Consider the following 15,885-nt stretch of genomic DNA (forward strand, 5'->3'; position numbering starts at 1 on the left):
CGTGCACTCTCAACGGACCCGTGATCACTTTATCCGCCTCGGCATCCGCGAATGGCGAGGCCGGGGGCAGACGCCGACACTGAAGCCTGTCTTCACAGTGCCGGAGAACGGATATGTCAGGGTTGCGGAAGCGTCAGTCGGGACAGGGTATGACGGAATACGTGGTGGTAGTGGCCTTGGTCGCGGTGGCGGCCATCGCGGTGTACCAGTATTTCGGCCAGGTGGTGCGATCGCAGACCGCCGCCATGGCGCGTGAACTTGCCGGCGAAGACGGCGGTGCGCAGAGCCGCGCGGCACAACAGGCGGCGCAAAAAGCGGCGGCGCAGACCAAGGCCCGTTCGCTCAAGTCCTTCACCGGCAATGCCACGGACGCGAAGTGAACGCGCGTTCTTGCGCACCGCTTGCTCAACAGCGCGGCCAGGCGCTGGTGCTGGGTCTGTTGATGGCGGCGGTGGGAGGCATATCCCTGGTCGTGCTGTACAACCTGGGGCAAACCGTGGGAGCGCGGCAGCGGCTGACGCATGCCGCGGACGCGGCCGCCTACAGCGGCGCGCTGGAGCAAGCGCGCGCGCTCAATGCCCTGGCCTACATCAACCGCACACAGATCGCGCATCAGGTCGCCATGGCGCATCTGGTCACGCTGGCTGCCTCGGCGCAGTACGCCCGCACCATGCAGTCGCAGCGCGACCGCCGCAATCCGCCCGCCGGGCTGATCGCCATGTTGTTCGGCCCCGATGTGGGGGCAGCCTACCAAACTGTGCGGGCAGTGCCCGACGCCGAGCAGAGGCTCGCGTCGGCGTTTGGCGAGCACGACAGAGTGGTCCACCAGGTTCTGGAAGCAGCCGCGGCGTCCGCTGTTTCAGGCTTGGCGGCTTCGCGCGAACGCATCATGAAGAAAGTGCTGTCCGCCAATCTGTCGGACGATGCTCCGTTGCCCGATGGCGATGCCGCGCATGTCCGGGGCCTGAGCCTGCGGCTGCTGACCGATGGCTGGCCCGGATACGTGGGGCGTCGCCTGGCCACGCGCGAGGCGGGGTTGCGGCCCGCTGTCGAACAAGCGGCGGAACGGTACGGGTTTCTCCACCGCCGCAACGTCACGCGCCGCAATCCGTGGATGGTCCATCCGCTGTGCCCTTTGCATCGCCACGAGTTGCGGCGCCGCGGTTCCACCTGGTTGGGGCCGGATGGACGCTGGGGCGCTCTTGATACCCAGTCCTACCATGCGCTGCGTTTCAACCGCTGGAGGGGCTGCTACTTCCGCGAGTACGCCGTGGGCTGGGGCACGGCGCAAGGCCAGAAGATCAAGGCGCCCGAAGGCCTGGAGTACGTGGAAGAGCCACCGCTCGATTTTTCCGAACAGGATTTCTGGCGCTGGGTGGAGCAGTCGACCAACTGGGATCTGCTCGACGGCTTCACCAATCCCATGGCCAATTCGTACGCCATGGCTGCCGCTCAGCGCTGGCCGGGGCGGGGCCTGCCAGCCTATCGCGACATCGCCTTGCCACGCAGCGGCGATCCCCTGCGTTTCGCGGTGACCGTCCGGCTTGCCGGCGCATCCTTGAAAACCACGGATGGCGACAGCGCAGTCCGGACACCCTTGGGGGCGTTCCGCTATGCCGCACTGGGACCGGAAGACGCCGTCACCGTCACTTCCGCGGCGGAAACCTATTTTGCACGGCCGGAACGCCGGGCCGATGGCCGTGATGAACTTGCCACGCTTTTCCGCCCTTACTGGCAGGCGCGCTTGTCCGCCGTCAGCGCCGCAGAGGCCGCGCAGGCAAGGCGCGCGCCATGAACCGGATCCCCACGCGCCAGCAAGGGCAGGCTCTGGTCGAAGCGTTGCTGATGTTGCCGCTGCTGGCCCTGCTGCTGTGGGCGGCGTCCTGGATTGGCGGATTGCAATTCGCAGCGCAGGAAATGTCGCAGGCCAGCCGCAAGACCGCAATGGCAGGCGCCCTGGGACAACCCATGCGGAATTTGCCCGCGCCGGGCGGCATGGCGCTCTCGGGCAAGGCCAGCACCTTATCGGGTATCGCACCCGCGCAGGTCAACGCCTTGCAGGCCGAATGGTTTGGCGCGGATCTGCGATTGCTGTCGGTGACGGCAAGCGCTGCGCGATTCGATCGGGACAGCGCGGCCTGGTTGCGCATCGCCCGCCGCACGCATGTGGCAAGCGGCGCCGGCTATGCGGACGGCGATGCCGACGCGCAGCGCCGGATCGGCCGGGCGCCTACGTCCTGGCACAGGGCGGAACGCGCCTCGGTGGCCGAGGCCCGACGCTTGAAGCCTGTTGTCGATCGCCTGGACGGACCCTGGCGCAGGCCCGGCCTGTCGCTGGACTGGTTGTCTGAATGGGCGGATGTGGTGCCTGGGGAGCGGCTTGCCAGCCGCAAGGGGGCGGGCAAATGATCGGCCTGCGCTTTTCGGCGCCCCTTGCGGGTTTTGCCCCATCACGGGAAGACGGCTGGCGAACCGTGGCTATGACAAAGACGCTGCGTCTGTTGATGGCCGGCGCCGTGGCTGTTGCGGCCGTAGGGTGGCGCAATGTCGCCGCAGCTCAGCATCTCGTGACGAGCGGCGGGGAGGCCGGCGGGAGCAGGCCAGGCGTTACCGCGCTGGAGGCCTTGCGTCTGCCCGCAGGTTCGCGTCGCGGATTGTTAGGGGAAAGCATCTGGTTGCATGGAATCCCGGCGCGTGTGCTGGTGTTCGATGCGCCGCTCAGTACGGCGGAGCTGATCCGTTACCTGTCTGCCCAGCAGCCCGCCCTGGTCAATCTCAACGTGTTGTCAGGTCAGGCGATTCTGTCGGGTAGGGTGGGGCAGGAGCAATGGGTCATCCAGCTGGAAGGCCTGGGCTCCCGTCGGACAGCCGGAAGCATTTCAGCCGTCAGCCTTCTGGCCGTGCCTGAAAGCGCTTCGCCTGCCTGGCTGCCCGCCGGCGGCCGCCTCAGGTTGGACATCGCCTTGATGGAGGACGGCGTACGCGTTTCCGAGCGGATCTGGCAATACGCCTTGCCTCCGGGGCAGTTGGCTGCGCAGCTGGAGCAGCACCTGCTCCGGAACGGCTGGCGTCGCATGCCCGTCTCCGAGGATTCGGCGCACTGGTGGGTCCGCTCCGGCTCCCGCATGCGGCTGTCGCTGGTGCCGCTGGACGGTGGCACCGGCCTTCTGGTCAGCGGAAGAGTGCCATGACGAACTGGATCACCCATGTAGCGCCGCGTCTGCGCCGAATGGGCGTGTATGCCATAGCACTGATTGCGGGTTTGGTATCCGCGTGGGCGGTGCGGGAACACGTGCAGCAGCGGGTCCAGGCGCTGGAGGCAGAGGCGCGCACGCCGATGGTCAGCCGGCTGGTCGCGGCGTACGACCTGCCTGCTGGCACGCAACTCGAAGAGGTGCACCTGGCAGTGCGCGAGATTCCGCAGCTTTGGGTGTCCCGGGCCAGCATCGATCCCCTGGATCTTGCAAGTTTGCTTGGCGCCACCTTACTGGCCGATGTCGCCAATGGTGAGCCCTTGCTGCGGGGGCATCTGACATTCAGTCCTCCGGCCCCGGCCTTGGCGTCCCGCTTGCGCAGCGGGCAACGCGCATTGACCGTGGCGGCGACGGACCTGGGCGGCCTGGCGGAAGTCCTGCGCGTAGGCGATGCCATCGACATCTATGTGAGTTTTTCGCATCGGCAGCGGGAGATGACGGTGCCCCTCCTGCAAGGCATGCGCGTGCTGATGGTGGGAGGCGACGCCGAGAGCGAAACCAAGGGCGGCAATATCACCTTGGCAGCGACGCCGGATGAGGCAATGCGATTCGTGGCGGCGCGGCAGAGCGGGGCGCTGACCGCGATGTTGCGCCATCGCGATGATGCCGCAATGGTCAGCGGCGCCGCGCAGGGCGACCTTGCCACCCTGATCGGATTGGACCTGGAACCCCGGAATGCGCCGGGCGTGGCCATCCTGTACGGAGACAGGCTGGACCCCTCGGCAGGCACAGGAGCAATGGATGTGGAAAGTGCAGGCCCGGCTCGACTTCAGCGGGGGCGGCCATGAGACGCGCCGTCATCAGCATGTTTGCCTGCGTGCTCTGGTTGGCCAATCCCGCAGCGCGGGCGGAGGATGAGGTGATTGAACTTCAGGTGGGTGAAACGCGGATTCTGTCGCACCCCGGGGTCAAGCGCGTGGCGATAGGCAACGGCCAGGTCGTGGGCGCCATCGAGGCCGAAGGGCGCGAGGTCGTGGTCTTTGCCCGCGCCGAGGGTGTTTCGTCACTGCACATCTGGGCAAACGCCGGGCGCGCCAAGGCCTATGAACTGAGGGTCGTGCCGGCCGGCGCGCCGCGTCTGCGGGCAGAGGTCGAGGCCTTGCTTGCCCGCATCCCCGGCGCGCGCAGTACTGAGGTGGGCGGTCGCATCCTGATCGAGGGCGACGATCTTTCCGACGATGACCGATTGCGCATCACGGCCCTGGCGGACCGCTATCCCGCAGTGCTGGACTTTACCGGCCAAGTGGGTTGGGACCGCATGGTGCAGCTGGACGTTCAGGTCGTGGAGATCCCCACCTCAAGGCTGAGGGATCTGGGCGTGCGCTGGGACGGCCTGTCGCAAGGCGGCATCAACGCCGGCCTGGCCTGGGATGCGGGGTCCAGGGGGCGCATGAACCGTCCAGGCGACGGGATCATAGAAACGGTGGGCCCGGTCTCTTCGGCGGCTGGCTACTTCGGCGTCAATGCGCTGTTGTCGTCCCGGATCGCGATGCTGGCGCAAAGCGGCGAGGCCGTGATGCTGGCCCAACCTCAATTGCTCGCGCGCAGCGGCGCCAGCGCCACCTTCCTGGCCGGCGGAGAGGTTCCTTACTCGTCGACCGACACGCGCGGCAACGCGACCACGATGTTCAAGCCCTATGGCGTCATGCTCAGGATCACCCCTCGCATCGATCGCAACGGGATCATCCGATCCTTGATCGAGGTAGAGGCGAGTTCGGTGGACAACGCGCTGAGCGTGCCGGGCGGACCGGCGCTACGCACGCGCCGCGCATCCACCGAATTCAACGTGCGGTCCGGCGATACGCTGGTCATCGGCGGCTTCCTGTCGCGCGAGCGGGACGAGACCAGCGATGGCCTGCCATGGCTGAAAGACATCCCGGTTCTGGGGGCCTTGTTTTCGTCCCGGCGCTATCAATTGCGGGAAACCGAACTTGCCATATTCGTGACGCCCAAACTGATTACGCAGGCCGAGCCCGCCATGGCGGACCGCGTGCGGCGGGGACGTGGCGTGCTCGAAGCGGCTTTTCCCGTGCCGCCCCGCCTGGGCTCCGCCGTGCCTGCCGCGGCAGGGTGGGATGCCCACGCCGGCACCGGTTCGCAGTGGGGCTCGCCGCAAGACGGCGCGCCGATTCCTTCTTCGGAAACTCGGCCATGATCGACGTGGAAATGATGTTTGAAGACGCCTCCGTGCACAGATCCACGGTGGCTGTTCCCGCGTTGATAGGAAGGGGCGCGCATTGCGGGGTGCGCATCGTGAACTGGAGAGTGGGGCGCCAGCACGCCCGCTTGTTGCGCGAAGCGGCGGGGATCGTGCTCGAAGACCTGGGTACGTTGGGCGGAACCCTCGTGAACGGCGCGAGGATCGTGCGCCACGCCCCGGTGTTGCCCGACGACGAAATACTGATCGGGCCCTGCCGGCTGCGGGTGTCGCTGGCGGACATCCCGGAGCGCAACGGGGGCGTGGACGGTGCGGCGGCTGAAAGCGTCGCCCGCGACATGGCTGCCGTGCAGGAACCGCCGATGCTGCCCGCGCCGGCGACGCCAGTGCCGGTTCTGCCACTGCCACATCCGTTGCAGGAGCGCCGGCGGCTGCACGCGGCGCTGCTGGCGGCGCTGGATCTGCGCCGCCGCGACGTGGCGGGCATGAGCGACAGCATGCTGCGCGCCGAGGCCGAACGGCTGCTGACGCATATCGTCGCCACGGACACCGACTTGCCGCCGGGGGTGGACCGGGCTGCGCTTTGCCGCGAGGTGCTTGACGAAGCCGTCGGCCTGGGGCCGCTGGAGCCCTTGCTCGCCGCTGCCGACATTACGGAGATCATGGTCAATCGCCACGACGAGATCTATGTCGAACGCGCCGGCCGCCTTTCGCGCCATCAGGCGGCCTTTACCAGCGAGCAATCGCTGCGTTGGGTCATAGAGCGCATCGTCACACCCTTGGGGCGACGCATCGATGAAAGTTCTCCGATGGTGGATGCGCGCCTGGCCGACGGGTCCCGGGTGCACGCCATCATTCCGCCGGTGGCCCTTAGGGGCGCCAGCCTGACCATACGCAAATTTCCACAGCGGCGCCCCGGAATGTCCGATCTGATCGCTGCGGGGACGCTGAGCGGCGCCATGGCGCAATTCCTGGCGCTCTGCGTGAGGATGCGCAGGAATCTGGTGGTATCCGGAGGGACCGGGGCGGGCAAGACCACGTTGCTCAACATCCTGTCCAACGAGATTCCCGACGGCGAGCGCGTGGTCACCATCGAAGATGCGGCGGAGCTGCGCCTGAACCATGATCATCTGGTGGCGCTGGAGGCGCGTCCGGCCAACCAGGAGGGGCGAGGGCGCATCGACATCCGCGAACTCGTGCGCAACGCGCTGCGCATGCGGCCAGACCGGATCGTCGTGGGCGAGTGCCGCGGGGCGGAGGCATTCGACATGTTGACCGCCATGAACACCGGGCACGAAGGCTCCCTGACGACGCTGCATGCCAACTCGCCACGCGACGCGCTGGGGCGGCTGGAATCGATGATCCTGATGGCCGGGCTCGATCTGCCTCTGGCCGCCGTGCGCGAGCATATCGCGGCCAGCGTGGATATCTTGGTGCAGCAGGCGAGGCTGGGCGACGGGCGTCGCGTCGTGACGTCGATAGCGGAGATTACGGGCATGGAAAGCGGACGTATACAGCTGCAGGATCTGTTCCGCTACGACCGCATGGGCGGCTTCACGGGCTGCGGCGCCTTGCCCGGCTTTGCGCGCGAATGGACGCAGGCCGAGGAGGCCTTCGATCCCGCCTGGTTCTCCAACACCGAGCAGGCGGCGCCGGGGACCACCGTTTTTGCGCAAGGAGCGACATGATTTGGCTATCTGCGGGAGCCGCCATGGTATGCGTGCTGCTGCTGGCGTGGCGTGCCCAACACTGGTTTGCGCCAGCGCTGCGCCGCTACCGCGAGGTCTACACCCAGGAGGCGGGCTTGCGTCTGAGCGAGGTGTTCTTATTCATAGACCCCGCCCAATTATGGGCTGGCGCGGTGGCTTGCGCGGCGATGGCGGCGGCCTTGGCCTTTGCTGCGACGGGCAGCGGCTTTGCCGCCGCCTTGGCCGCGGCGCTTGCCTCGCGCCTGCCCAGGACGCTGGTGAATGGGTTGCGGCGGCGCCGTGCCCGGCGGTTCGAGCAGCAACTGCCGATGGCGCTGTTGGTGCTCGCCTCCGCCCTGCGCGCTGGCGTGGCATTGACCACCGGCCTGCGCCACGTCGTCGAGCAGAGCAGCGCGCCCTTGGCCCAGGAGTTCGGCCTGATGTTGCGCGAGCAGCGCATGGGCGTGCCATGGGACGGCGCGCTTGAAAACCTGCGTGGCCGCATGCCGGCCGATTCGACCGCGCTCGTCGTAGCGGCCATGCGCATTGCGGCGCAGACGGGAGGCAACCTGGCAGAGGCGCTGGAAAGCATCGCGCAGACCCTGCGCGCCCGCCTGCAGTTGCAGGCGAAGCTGCTGGCGCTGACTTCGCAGGGACGTATGCAGGCCTGGATCGTGGGCGCTTTGCCTTTGCTGCTGCTTGCCGTGCTGGACCGGCTGGAGCCGGAAATCATGGGCCTGCTGTGGCATACGCCCGTGGGTTGGGGCGTGTTGGCGATCGTGGCGGTACTGGAGACCGCGGGCATGCTGCTGATCCGGCGCATTGTCCGGATCGATATCTGACGGGAGCGGATGCGATGTGGCTGTACTTGAGCCTGTTGACGGCCGCCCTGGCTGCGGGATGGTTGGCATGGGTGGTTTTTAAGCCATTGCTGCTGGACAGCGAGGGTGCGTCGTCCGCCTTGCCGTGGTGGTGGCGAGCGGCCTGGCCCTGGATTTCCGCGGTGGCGCCCGTGGCAGGGCCTTTATGTTCCTGGCGTTGGCGCATACGGCTGACTCGCGCCATCGAGCGGGCGGCGCTGCCTGCCGGCATCAGCTACGCGCATGTCGCGGCGCTGTGTTGGAGTGCAGCCATGGCTGCCGGCGGGTTGACTGCGGCGGTCGCCATCGTCTTGGCGCAGGCGCAGTCCTGGGAATGGATTCCCTGGATGGTAGCGTCAGCGCTGGCGGCAGGCGCCGCGCCGGGGCTTTGGTTGCGCAATTTGAGCAGCAACCGGCGGCGCAGCATCGAACGCGACCTGCCTTTCGTGTTCGACATGATGACCTTGTGTGTGGAAGCGGGGCTGAGCGTGCATGGGGCATTGCAGATGGCCGCCCAGAGCGGACCGGCGGGCATACTGCGAGATGCCCTGGCTGACGCGCTGGCAGAGATGCGTGCGGGGGTTTCCAGGACCGCCGCGATCAAGGCCTTGGCGGAACGCAGCAATAGCCCGCTTGCGCGTAACTGGGCGGCCGCCCTGGCGCAGGCCGAAGGGCTCGGGATAAGCCTGGGTCCAGTATTGCGGGCACAGGCGGCGCAAGCCCGCAGCGATCGTCACGTGCGTGCGGAACAGCTGGCGATGCAGGCTCCGGTGAAGATGCTGCTGCCGCTGATCGGCTGCATCTTCCCCTGCACGTTCATCGTGCTGGCCTTTCCGGTCATGGTGCAATTGCTGCAGAGCGTGCAATGACTGGCGGTCAGCCATCGGCGCGGCGCGGCGGACTCAGGCTACTCAAGGTCGCCAGCTGCTGCGGCCGCGCGCGCGGCTTGCTGGGACGCAAGCCGCCGGGGCCGCGGTCCGGCATCTTGCTGATGCATTGCGCCGCGGTGCATACCTTTGGCATGCGCTATGCCATCGACGTGGCATTCATATCGCGGCAGGGAAGGGTGCTTGCGGTGCGCAGGGCGCTGGCGCCCTGCCGCGTGGCGTCATGCCTGGGCGCCGTTGCCGTCGTCGAGATGCGCGCCGGCGTTCTCGATACCGAATACGGAGGTATAGGCAGGATAGAAGCTGCAGTACAGCACGCCACCCGCGGCGATATTGAAGGGAATCTGCAGCGTGCCGGCAAGCTGGGGTGACAGGCCGATGGCGACCAGAAGGCCGGCGCACAGGTCGATGAAAAGAAACACCAGGATCCAGGTGGCGCCGTAGACCAGGAACGGCAGCTTGTTGCGCCAGCAGGCGATGCCGGAGAAGAACAGCGCCTGGACCAGGCGCAGCCCATGCCAGGCGACCAGGACGGGGGCGTGCCAGAACAGCGCGGCGATCACGACATACACGATCGCGAACAAAGTCAGCGGAACGGCCATGGCAGACAGGATGGGCTCCATGGACTTTTCCACGGAGGCAATGCGCATGCCCTCGACCATCGCGTCCGTGAATGGCAGGAAGATGATCAGGCCGGTCGCAATGCAGAGCGCCGCGTACAGCAGCCCCATCAGGAACAGTTTCCTGAATACGCCAGGCTGCTTGAGCGGCTTGGCCCACATCGAGGGCAGCATGATGCGGTCGGCTTCGACATGCTTGCACGCCGATAGCGTCATCAGCGTGATGATGGGCATCAGCGCCACCACCAGTATGGGTCCGACCGGCGGCGTCGCGGTGGCGAAGATGACCAGAAGGCTGATGGCCATGGCCCAGGTGAACATGGCCAGAGGTTGCTTGCGGAACAGACGGAAGCCGTCTCGGACCCATTGCCAGCCGGATGTCGCGGGGAGGAATGCTGCTTGCATGGCTCTTTAAAGGGGGGTGATCTCTCAAAAAGGGACGCGCTATCCCCATTATGGGGGGAGCAACGGTTACGGCAATATTGGCAGGCCAGGGCGGTGGCGCGCTTGCAACACTCTTTCGAAATGCCGGGGGTCGTGCGGTTTCAGGGTCTGAGCCGGCCGCGGCAGGAAAAAGTCATACAGGCGCGATATCCAGAAGCGCAGCGCGGCGGCCCGCAGCATCAGCGGCCAGACCTCGCGTTCCGCGTCGGTGAACGGGCGCACGGCCGCGTAGGCTGCCAACCAGGACTCGACCAGTTCGGGCACGAATTCACCCGTGTCGCGTTCGATGCACCAGTCGTTGACGCTCACCGCCACGTCGAACAGCCAGGTGTCGCAGCCGGCGAAGTAGAAGTCGATGATGCCGCCCATGAGCGGATCTTCGAAGGTGCCGGCGAACAGGACGTTGTCCCGGAACAGGTCGCAGTGGGCCGGGCCGGTCTGCAATGTCTGCCAGGCCGGCGTCGCGGCGGCGGCCTGCTGGTCGGCCAGCTCCGCCGACAGCAGTTGGGCTTGCGCCGGTTCCAGGAAGGGCATGACCTTGGGTGCCGTTTCCAGCCACCAGGACAGTCCGCGCAGGTTGGGCTGGTGCAGCGGAAAGTCGCGTCCGGCCAGGTGGGCGCGGGCCAGCGTGGCGCCGGCCAGGGCGCAATGCGCCGGGCCGGGAGCGGGTTCGTAGCCGCCGGGCAGGCGTGAAACGATGGCGCAGGGCTTGCCGTGCAGGGTCGTCAGGCGAGTGCCGTCGCGCAGGGTCTGGGGCCGGGGCACGGGAATGCCGCGCTCGGCCAGGTGGTACATCAGCTCGATATAGAAAGGCAACTGGGCCTGCGTCAGCACCTCGAACAGCGTCAGCACATATTCGCCGTGGGTCGTGTACAGGAAGTAGTTGGTATTCTCGATACCCGCCGTAATCCCCCGAAGCGAGACAAACTCGCCCAGATCGAAATGCGCCAGTAGGGCGCGAGCGTCGTCTTCGGAGACAGGGGTGAATACGGCCATTGATGTGCGGGATCTAGGGGTTGACGGGCGCGCGCGCATGCCGGTTTCGGCTGCGGCGGCGCAATTTTAGACCACATGGCGGGCCAGTCTGTCCGACTTGCGGTGGAGCGGATACGGCCGCCCGCCAGACACAAAGCCGCCAAGCACCGTAAAATACCGCATCCCCTTGTTTTGTAGAGTGATTCTTGGACTCCCCCGACTGGCGGCTGTGCGTCGCCCCCATGATCGATGTGACCGACCGCCATTGCCGTTATTTCCACCGGCTGCTGGCGCCGCGCGCACGCTTGTACACGGAAATGATCACCACCGGCGCGTTGTTGCACGGCAATGTCGAGCGGCACCTGGACTTTGACGAGGCCGAGCATCCCGTGGCCTTGCAATTGGGCGGCAGCGAACCCGACGCCCTGGCGCATTCGGCCAGGCTGGGAAAAAAGTGGGGTTACGACGAGATCAACCTGAATTGCGGTTGCCCGTCAGAACGGGTGCAGAAGGGCGCGTTCGGCGCCTGCCTGATGGCGGAGCCCGCTCTGGTGGCCGATTGCATGAAGGCCATGCAGGATGCCGTGGATATCCCTGTCACCGTCAAACACCGGCTTGGCCTGGATTACGACGAGTCCTACGCGTTTGTCCGCGATTTCGTCGGCAAGATCTACGACACCGGCTGCCGGGTGTTCATCGCCCATGCCCGCAATGCGGTACTCAAGGGCCTGACGCCCAAGGACAACCGCGAGATTCCGCCTCTGCGCTACGACGTGGTGCGGCAATTGAAGCGCGACTTCCCGGATTGCACGTTCGTGCTCAACGGCGGTCTGGCCGACGCCGAGCAGTCCGTGCGCGCCGCGGGCGATTTCGACGGTGTCATGCTGGGCCGGGCTGCCTGGCACACGCCGCGAGTGCTGTCCGAGGTGTCCTTGCAGCTATGGCCGTCGCTGCGGCTGCCCAGCGATGCGCAGGTGGTGGACGCGATGATGGGATATGCGACGCGGCAGGTCGCGCGGGGCGTGCCCCTGCGGGTGATGACGCGGCCCATGCTGGGGCTGGTGAATGGCCAGTCCGGTGCGCGCCGCTGGCGCCGCATGCTGTCCGATCCGGCCCTGCTGGCCGCGAACAACCCTGAACTGATCTACGATGCCTGGCGCAGCCAGCGGCATGCGCCGGATATGCGCGGCGCCGCGATCGAAGCGGCGCCGGCTGGGGTTTGACGAGGGGCCAGCCAAGCTGGCCGCGGGCTCAGGACTTGGCCGGTTCGGCGCTTTCCGTGGGCCAATCGCGGATATAGGCCTTCAGCATGTTGTTTTCGAATTGCTGGGCCGCCACGATGGCCTGGGCCATGTCGTAGAACGAAATGACGCCCATCAGGGTGGGGCCGTCCATGACCGGAATGTAGCGCGCGTGCTTTTCGAGCATCAGGCGCTGCACTTCGTCGGCGCTGGTGTTGGGGGACACGCTGACCGGGGCATCGTCCATGATGGAACGGATGGTGGTGTCGCCGGCGCCGCCATGCGCATGCATGTGGCGGATGATCTCGCGGAACGTGAGCATGCCGGTCAGCGTCCCGAATTCCATGATCACCAGCGAGCCTATGTCCTGCTCGCTCATTGTTTGCACGGCCTGGGACACAGGCATGTCGGGCGACGCCGTATAGAGCGTATCGCCCTTGACGCGCAAAATCTCGCTGACCTTCAACATCGGTTCCTCCTGGGCGGTTTACGCCCTAATGCTATTTGCTAATTCTTTTTCGCTTCCAGCTGCAGCACGGGAGCGATTCCATTTTCGGTATTTTGCGCTTCTCCGCAGACTTCTTCCAGCGTGGGCGCATTTTGCTGGGAAATCACGGCCGAGGCGACTCGCAATATCTCGGGGTCATTGCGGACCCTGGGCTGGCCGCGGTCCAGCAGAAAACGGTCCACCACGGGTTCCATCGAGGTTTGCCGGGCGTCGCAGGTCAGAACCCAGAGGCCTTCGGGGCTGCGCGTCGCCAAGCCCATTTCAGCCAGGGTTTCGAGGACTTCGTTCAGTTCGTCCTGGTGCAGGCGCAATTGCGCGGCCAGCAGATTGGCGGGCAGTCCGGGCGGATTGGCCGTCTGCGCCTGGCGCAGCGTGCGCAGCGCATCCACGGCGTCCACGAAGGGCGCGCCCGGATAGCGGTTGATTTCCCAGCGGCCCAGCCGGATCAGCGGCGCGCTGGACGCCAGGATGGCTCCCAGCAGCACGGCCAGCCATGACAGGTAGATCCAGAGCAGGAAGATGGGCAGGGTGGCGAATGCGCCGTAAATGACGGTGTAGGTGGGGAAGCGGGTCAGGTAGTAGGCGAAGGCCGACTTCATGATTTCCAGCACGATCGCAGTCACGCAGCCCCCGACCAGGGCATCGCGCCAAAGAACCTCGCGGTTTGGGACCATGACGAACAGCGTGGCAAAACCCAGGGCGGTCAACACCAGCGGGATGAACGACACCGCAACGCTGACGGCTTCGGGCACGTCCCGCACCAGGCCCAGCGATTCGCGCGCCACGAACGAAGTCGCCCAAAGGCTGGCGCCGGCCACGACGGGGCCCAGCGTGATGATGGCCCAGTACACCAGCGCGCGCTGCCGCAGCGGGCGTTGGCGCGTCACGTGCCAGATGTCGTTGAACGCCTTGTCGATCGTCATGATCAGCAACAGCGAGGTGATCAGCAGGAATACGCCGCCGATGGCGGTCAGGCGTGAAGCCTGGCGCGCGAACTGATTCAGGTAATCCATGATGTTGTCCGAGACGGACGGCGGCATCAGGCTGTTGGTCAGGAAATCCTCGAGCGCGACGCGGAATTCCTGGAATACCGGAAAAGCAGTAAACAGCGACAGGACCACGGCCAGCATCGGCACGATGGCCAGGACGGTCGTGAAGGTGAGGCTGGACGCGACCTGCAGCAGTTTCTCTTCGCTGGCGCGTTCAGCGCTGAAGCGCACAACACGTCCGGCCCTCGCGATCCATGAAGAGCGCGAGGTCGAGTGCTCGGTGGCCGCCGGCGTCGCGGCGGCAGGCTCGGCGGGGCGATTCATCAGGCGATAATAGCAGCATGAACCCTGAACTCAACCCCCGCTTGCGCCTGCTGGCCTCGGTATCGCTGTTCGCCCTGATCGTGCTTTGCGTCACCTGGGAAACCGTGGTGGCGCCGCTGCGGCCTGGCGGTTCCTGGATGCTGCTCAAGGCCCTGCCGCTGGCGTTTCCGCTGCGCGGCATCCTGCGCGGCAATCTTTATACCTATCAGTGGGCCTCGATGCTGTCGCTGCTCTACCTGATGGAGGGCGCGGTGCGGGCCATGTCGGATCCGGCTCCGCTATCCGTGTTGATGGCCTGGGGCGAGATCCTGCTGTCGGCCATTTTCTTCCTTAGCGCCATTTTCTACGTGCGGCCTGCCAAACGGGCTGCCAGGAGGCAACGCGCATGAGCGCCCATACGTTGTCCGACCTGCGCGTCGTCAATTCCTTTGCGGCATTGCCCGCAGCCTTCTACACCCGGCTTGCGCCTCAGGCCTTGAATAATCCGCGCTTGCTGCACGGCAATGCGGAAGCGGCGGAACTGATCGGCCTGGACCCGTCGGCCCTGTCCACGCCCGAGTTCCTGAGCGTGTTTTCCGGCGCCCAACCGCTGCCAGGCGGCGATACGCTGGCGGCGGTCTACAGTGGCCATCAGTTCGGCGTCTGGGCCGGCCAGTTGGGCGATGGCCGCGCCCATCTGTTGGGCGAGGTCGAGGGGCCGCAGGGCAATTGGGAGCTGCAGCTCAAGGGGTCGGGCATGACGCCGTATTCGCGCATGGGCGACGGCCGCGCGGTGCTGCGCTCATCGGTGCGAGAGTACCTGGCCAGCGAGGCCATGCACGGGCTGGGCGTGCCCACGACGCGGGCGCTGGCGCTGGTGGTGTCCGACGACCCGGTCATGCGGGAAACGGTGGAGACAGCCGCAATTGTGACGCGTATGTCCCCCAGTTTCGTGCGCTTCGGCTCTTTCGAGCATTGGTCGTCGCGCCGCCAGCCCGAAATGCTGAAGACGCTGGCGGATTACGTCATAGACCGTTATTACCCGGAATGCCGGGAAGCGGGAACGGGCGAGCCCTCGAATGACGCGACGCCCTATATCAACCTGCTGCGCGCCGTCACCCGGCGTACGGCGCTGCTGATGGCAGACTGGCAGGCGGTGGGCTTCTGCCATGGCGTGATGAATACCGACAACATGTCCATATTGGGGCTGACGCTGGATTATGGCCCCTACGGTTTCATGGACGGTTTCCGGCTGGGCCATGTCTGTAATCACTCGGACTCGGAAGGGCGCTATTCCTGGAACCGCCAGCCGTCCGTCGCCCTCTGGAACCTTTATCGCCTGGGTGGCAGCCTGCACGCGCTGGTGCAGGATGTAGAAGGCCTGCGAGCAGTCCTGGATGAATTTGAGCCGGTCTTCACGCGTGCCTTCCATGACCGCATGGGCGCCAAGCTGGGCCTGGTCGCATGGCGACCGGCCGACGAAGCGTTGCTGGACGATCTGCTCAAGCTGATGGACGCCAATCAGGCGGACTTCACCTTGACCTGGCGTCGCCTGGCCGACGCCTTGTCGGGCCAGCGTAGCGCGTTCGAGGACCTGTTCATCGACCGGCCGGCGGCAGGAGCCTGGCTGGATCGTTTGGTGGCGCGGCACGCGCAGGACGGCCGGCCGATGCAGGATGTAACCGCGGGCATGAATGGCGTGAATCCGCTATACGTGCTGCGCAATCACCTGGCGGAAGAGGCGATTCGGGCGGCCAAGACCGGCGATGCAAGCGAGATCGATACCTTGATGAGGTTGCTGCGCAACCCCTACGAGGCCCAGCCGAGGTATGAGCGGTATGCGGGTTTGCCGCCGGATTGGGCGGGCAGCCTGGAGGTCAGCTGTTCGTCTTGAAACCGGCCGCCAGCCGAACAACCGGGACATTTGCGAAAGCCGTTTTCCCGCGATTTACGGGAAA

Annotated in this window: 17 protein-coding genes and 1 pseudogene; 13 read left to right on the forward strand and 5 right to left on the reverse strand. The window is 66.1% G+C overall.

Annotated features, from left to right (window positions below; translation table 11 throughout):
- Positions 1-113 precede the first annotated feature (113 nt).
- The 9 genes from IB268_RS30190 to IB268_RS30230 are packed head-to-tail and all read left to right on the forward strand — an operon-like array spanning position 114 to position 8,829.
- Positions 114-380, forward strand: a complete 267-nt coding sequence (locus IB268_RS30190) for a hypothetical protein (protein ID WP_054458606.1) — start codon at positions 114-116, stop codon at positions 378-380.
- A complete protein-coding gene (locus IB268_RS30195; protein ID WP_054458604.1) occupies positions 377-1,795 on the forward strand; it encodes a pilus assembly protein TadG-related protein in 1,419 nt (472 codons plus the stop codon). Before IB268_RS30190 ends, IB268_RS30195 begins: the two co-directional genes overlap by 4 nt.
- A complete protein-coding gene (locus tag IB268_RS30200) occupies positions 1,792-2,409 on the forward strand; it encodes a pilus assembly protein (RefSeq protein ID WP_175182236.1) in 618 nt (205 codons plus the stop codon). Before IB268_RS30195 ends, IB268_RS30200 begins: the two co-directional genes overlap by 4 nt.
- On the forward strand, positions 2,406-3,191 hold the full coding sequence (locus IB268_RS30205; protein ID WP_119450735.1) for a hypothetical protein: 786 nt from the start codon (positions 2,406-2,408) through the stop codon (positions 3,189-3,191). Before IB268_RS30200 ends, IB268_RS30205 begins: the two co-directional genes overlap by 4 nt.
- A complete protein-coding gene (cpaB, locus tag IB268_RS30210; protein ID WP_054458598.1) occupies positions 3,188-4,042 on the forward strand; it encodes a Flp pilus assembly protein CpaB in 855 nt (284 codons plus the stop codon). The genes IB268_RS30205 and cpaB overlap by 4 nt, the downstream gene beginning before the upstream one ends.
- Positions 4,039-5,409, forward strand: a complete 1,371-nt coding sequence (locus IB268_RS30215; RefSeq protein WP_192355275.1) for a type II and III secretion system protein family protein — start codon at positions 4,039-4,041, stop codon at positions 5,407-5,409. Before cpaB ends, IB268_RS30215 begins: the two co-directional genes overlap by 4 nt.
- Positions 5,406-7,100, forward strand: a complete 1,695-nt coding sequence (locus IB268_RS30220) for an ATPase, T2SS/T4P/T4SS family (protein WP_119450732.1) — start codon at positions 5,406-5,408, stop codon at positions 7,098-7,100. The genes IB268_RS30215 and IB268_RS30220 overlap by 4 nt, the downstream gene beginning before the upstream one ends.
- On the forward strand, positions 7,097-7,942 hold the full coding sequence (locus IB268_RS30225) for a type II secretion system F family protein (RefSeq protein ID WP_192355276.1): 846 nt from the start codon (positions 7,097-7,099) through the stop codon (positions 7,940-7,942). The genes IB268_RS30220 and IB268_RS30225 overlap by 4 nt, the downstream gene beginning before the upstream one ends.
- 14 nt (positions 7,943-7,956) lie before the next feature.
- On the forward strand, positions 7,957-8,829 hold the full coding sequence (locus IB268_RS30230) for a type II secretion system F family protein (protein ID WP_192330990.1): 873 nt from the start codon (positions 7,957-7,959) through the stop codon (positions 8,827-8,829).
- A 7-nt stretch (positions 8,830-8,836) separates the two neighbouring features.
- On the opposite strand, the gene IB268_RS31150 is transcribed toward IB268_RS30230, so the two are convergent.
- A complete protein-coding gene (locus tag IB268_RS31150; RefSeq protein ID WP_225589319.1) occupies positions 8,837-8,983 on the reverse strand; it encodes a hypothetical protein in 147 nt (48 codons plus the stop codon).
- Here IB268_RS31150 and IB268_RS31225 point away from each other — a divergent pair.
- Positions 8,952-9,059, forward strand: a pseudogene (locus IB268_RS31225) (DUF192 domain-containing protein); the annotation flags it as partial. The gene IB268_RS31150 and the pseudogene IB268_RS31225 sit on opposite strands and share 32 nt — an antisense overlap.
- A 9-nt stretch (positions 9,060-9,068) precedes the next feature.
- Here IB268_RS31225 and IB268_RS31160 read toward each other — a convergent pair.
- A complete protein-coding gene (locus IB268_RS31160) occupies positions 9,069-9,872 on the reverse strand; it encodes a BPSS1780 family membrane protein (protein WP_054458588.1) in 804 nt (267 codons plus the stop codon).
- A gap of 66 nt (positions 9,873-9,938) precedes the next feature.
- Positions 9,939-10,907 carry a homoserine kinase gene (locus IB268_RS30240; protein ID WP_054458586.1) on the reverse strand — a complete coding sequence of 323 codons (969 nt, stop codon included), beginning with the start codon at positions 10,905-10,907 and terminating at the stop codon, positions 9,939-9,941.
- A gap of 185 nt (positions 10,908-11,092) precedes the next feature.
- Between IB268_RS30240 and dusA the strand changes: the two genes are divergently transcribed.
- Positions 11,093-12,109 carry a tRNA dihydrouridine(20/20a) synthase DusA gene (gene dusA, locus IB268_RS30245; protein ID WP_082401337.1) on the forward strand — a complete coding sequence of 339 codons (1,017 nt, stop codon included), beginning with the start codon at positions 11,093-11,095 and terminating at the stop codon, positions 12,107-12,109.
- A 28-nt stretch (positions 12,110-12,137) separates the two neighbouring features.
- Here dusA and IB268_RS30250 read toward each other — a convergent pair whose 3' ends face one another.
- Together IB268_RS30250 and IB268_RS30255 are read right to left on the reverse strand one after the other, a co-directional pair.
- Complete coding sequence (locus IB268_RS30250) at positions 12,138-12,596, reverse strand: CBS domain-containing protein (protein WP_054458582.1); 459 nt, start codon at positions 12,594-12,596, stop codon at positions 12,138-12,140.
- Between the two features lie 38 nt (positions 12,597-12,634).
- Positions 12,635-13,948 carry a YihY family inner membrane protein gene (locus IB268_RS30255; RefSeq protein ID WP_054458580.1) on the reverse strand — a complete coding sequence of 438 codons (1,314 nt, stop codon included), beginning with the start codon at positions 13,946-13,948 and terminating at the stop codon, positions 12,635-12,637.
- Positions 13,949-13,965: 17 nt separating this feature from the next.
- Between IB268_RS30255 and IB268_RS30260 the strand changes: the two genes are divergently transcribed.
- Positions 13,966-14,337 carry a DUF2069 domain-containing protein gene (locus tag IB268_RS30260; protein ID WP_054458579.1) on the forward strand — a complete coding sequence of 124 codons (372 nt, stop codon included), beginning with the start codon at positions 13,966-13,968 and terminating at the stop codon, positions 14,335-14,337.
- On the forward strand, positions 14,334-15,821 hold the full coding sequence (locus IB268_RS30265; protein WP_192355277.1) for a YdiU family protein: 1,488 nt from the start codon (positions 14,334-14,336) through the stop codon (positions 15,819-15,821). The genes IB268_RS30260 and IB268_RS30265 overlap by 4 nt, the downstream gene beginning before the upstream one ends.
- Positions 15,822-15,885 lie beyond the last annotated feature (64 nt).

Source organism: Achromobacter sp. ACM01, from assembly GCF_014851745.1.
Lineage (GTDB): Bacteria > Pseudomonadota > Gammaproteobacteria > Burkholderiales > Burkholderiaceae_B > Achromobacter > Achromobacter aegrifaciens.

Excerpts from the sequence above, each read along its gene's own strand:
- cpaB (WP_054458598.1), top strand. The coding sequence starts at position 3,188 with ATGACGAACTGGATCACCCATGTAGCGCCGCGTCTGCGCCGAATGGGC.
- IB268_RS31150 (WP_225589319.1), bottom strand. The coding sequence starts at position 8,983 with ATGCCAAAGGTATGCACCGCGGCGCAATGCATCAGCAAGATGCCGGAC.
- IB268_RS30240 (WP_054458586.1), bottom strand. The coding sequence starts at position 10,907 with ATGGCCGTATTCACCCCTGTCTCCGAAGACGACGCTCGCGCCCTACTG.
- IB268_RS30265 (WP_192355277.1), top strand. The coding sequence starts at position 14,334 with ATGAGCGCCCATACGTTGTCCGACCTGCGCGTCGTCAATTCCTTTGCG.
- IB268_RS30205 (WP_119450735.1), top strand. The coding sequence starts at position 2,406 with ATGATCGGCCTGCGCTTTTCGGCGCCCCTTGCGGGTTTTGCCCCATCA.
- IB268_RS30225 (WP_192355276.1), top strand. The coding sequence starts at position 7,097 with ATGATTTGGCTATCTGCGGGAGCCGCCATGGTATGCGTGCTGCTGCTG.
- IB268_RS30230 (WP_192330990.1), top strand. The coding sequence starts at position 7,957 with ATGTGGCTGTACTTGAGCCTGTTGACGGCCGCCCTGGCTGCGGGATGG.
- IB268_RS30260 (WP_054458579.1), top strand. The coding sequence starts at position 13,966 with ATGAACCCTGAACTCAACCCCCGCTTGCGCCTGCTGGCCTCGGTATCG.
- IB268_RS31160 (WP_054458588.1), bottom strand. The coding sequence starts at position 9,872 with ATGCAAGCAGCATTCCTCCCCGCGACATCCGGCTGGCAATGGGTCCGA.
- IB268_RS30215 (WP_192355275.1), top strand. The coding sequence starts at position 4,039 with ATGAGACGCGCCGTCATCAGCATGTTTGCCTGCGTGCTCTGGTTGGCC.
- IB268_RS30220 (WP_119450732.1), top strand. The coding sequence starts at position 5,406 with ATGATCGACGTGGAAATGATGTTTGAAGACGCCTCCGTGCACAGATCC.
- IB268_RS30200 (WP_175182236.1), top strand. The coding sequence starts at position 1,792 with ATGAACCGGATCCCCACGCGCCAGCAAGGGCAGGCTCTGGTCGAAGCG.
- IB268_RS30255 (WP_054458580.1), bottom strand. The coding sequence starts at position 13,948 with ATGAATCGCCCCGCCGAGCCTGCCGCCGCGACGCCGGCGGCCACCGAG.
- IB268_RS30190 (WP_054458606.1), top strand. The coding sequence starts at position 114 with ATGTCAGGGTTGCGGAAGCGTCAGTCGGGACAGGGTATGACGGAATAC.
- IB268_RS30250 (WP_054458582.1), bottom strand. The coding sequence starts at position 12,596 with ATGTTGAAGGTCAGCGAGATTTTGCGCGTCAAGGGCGATACGCTCTAT.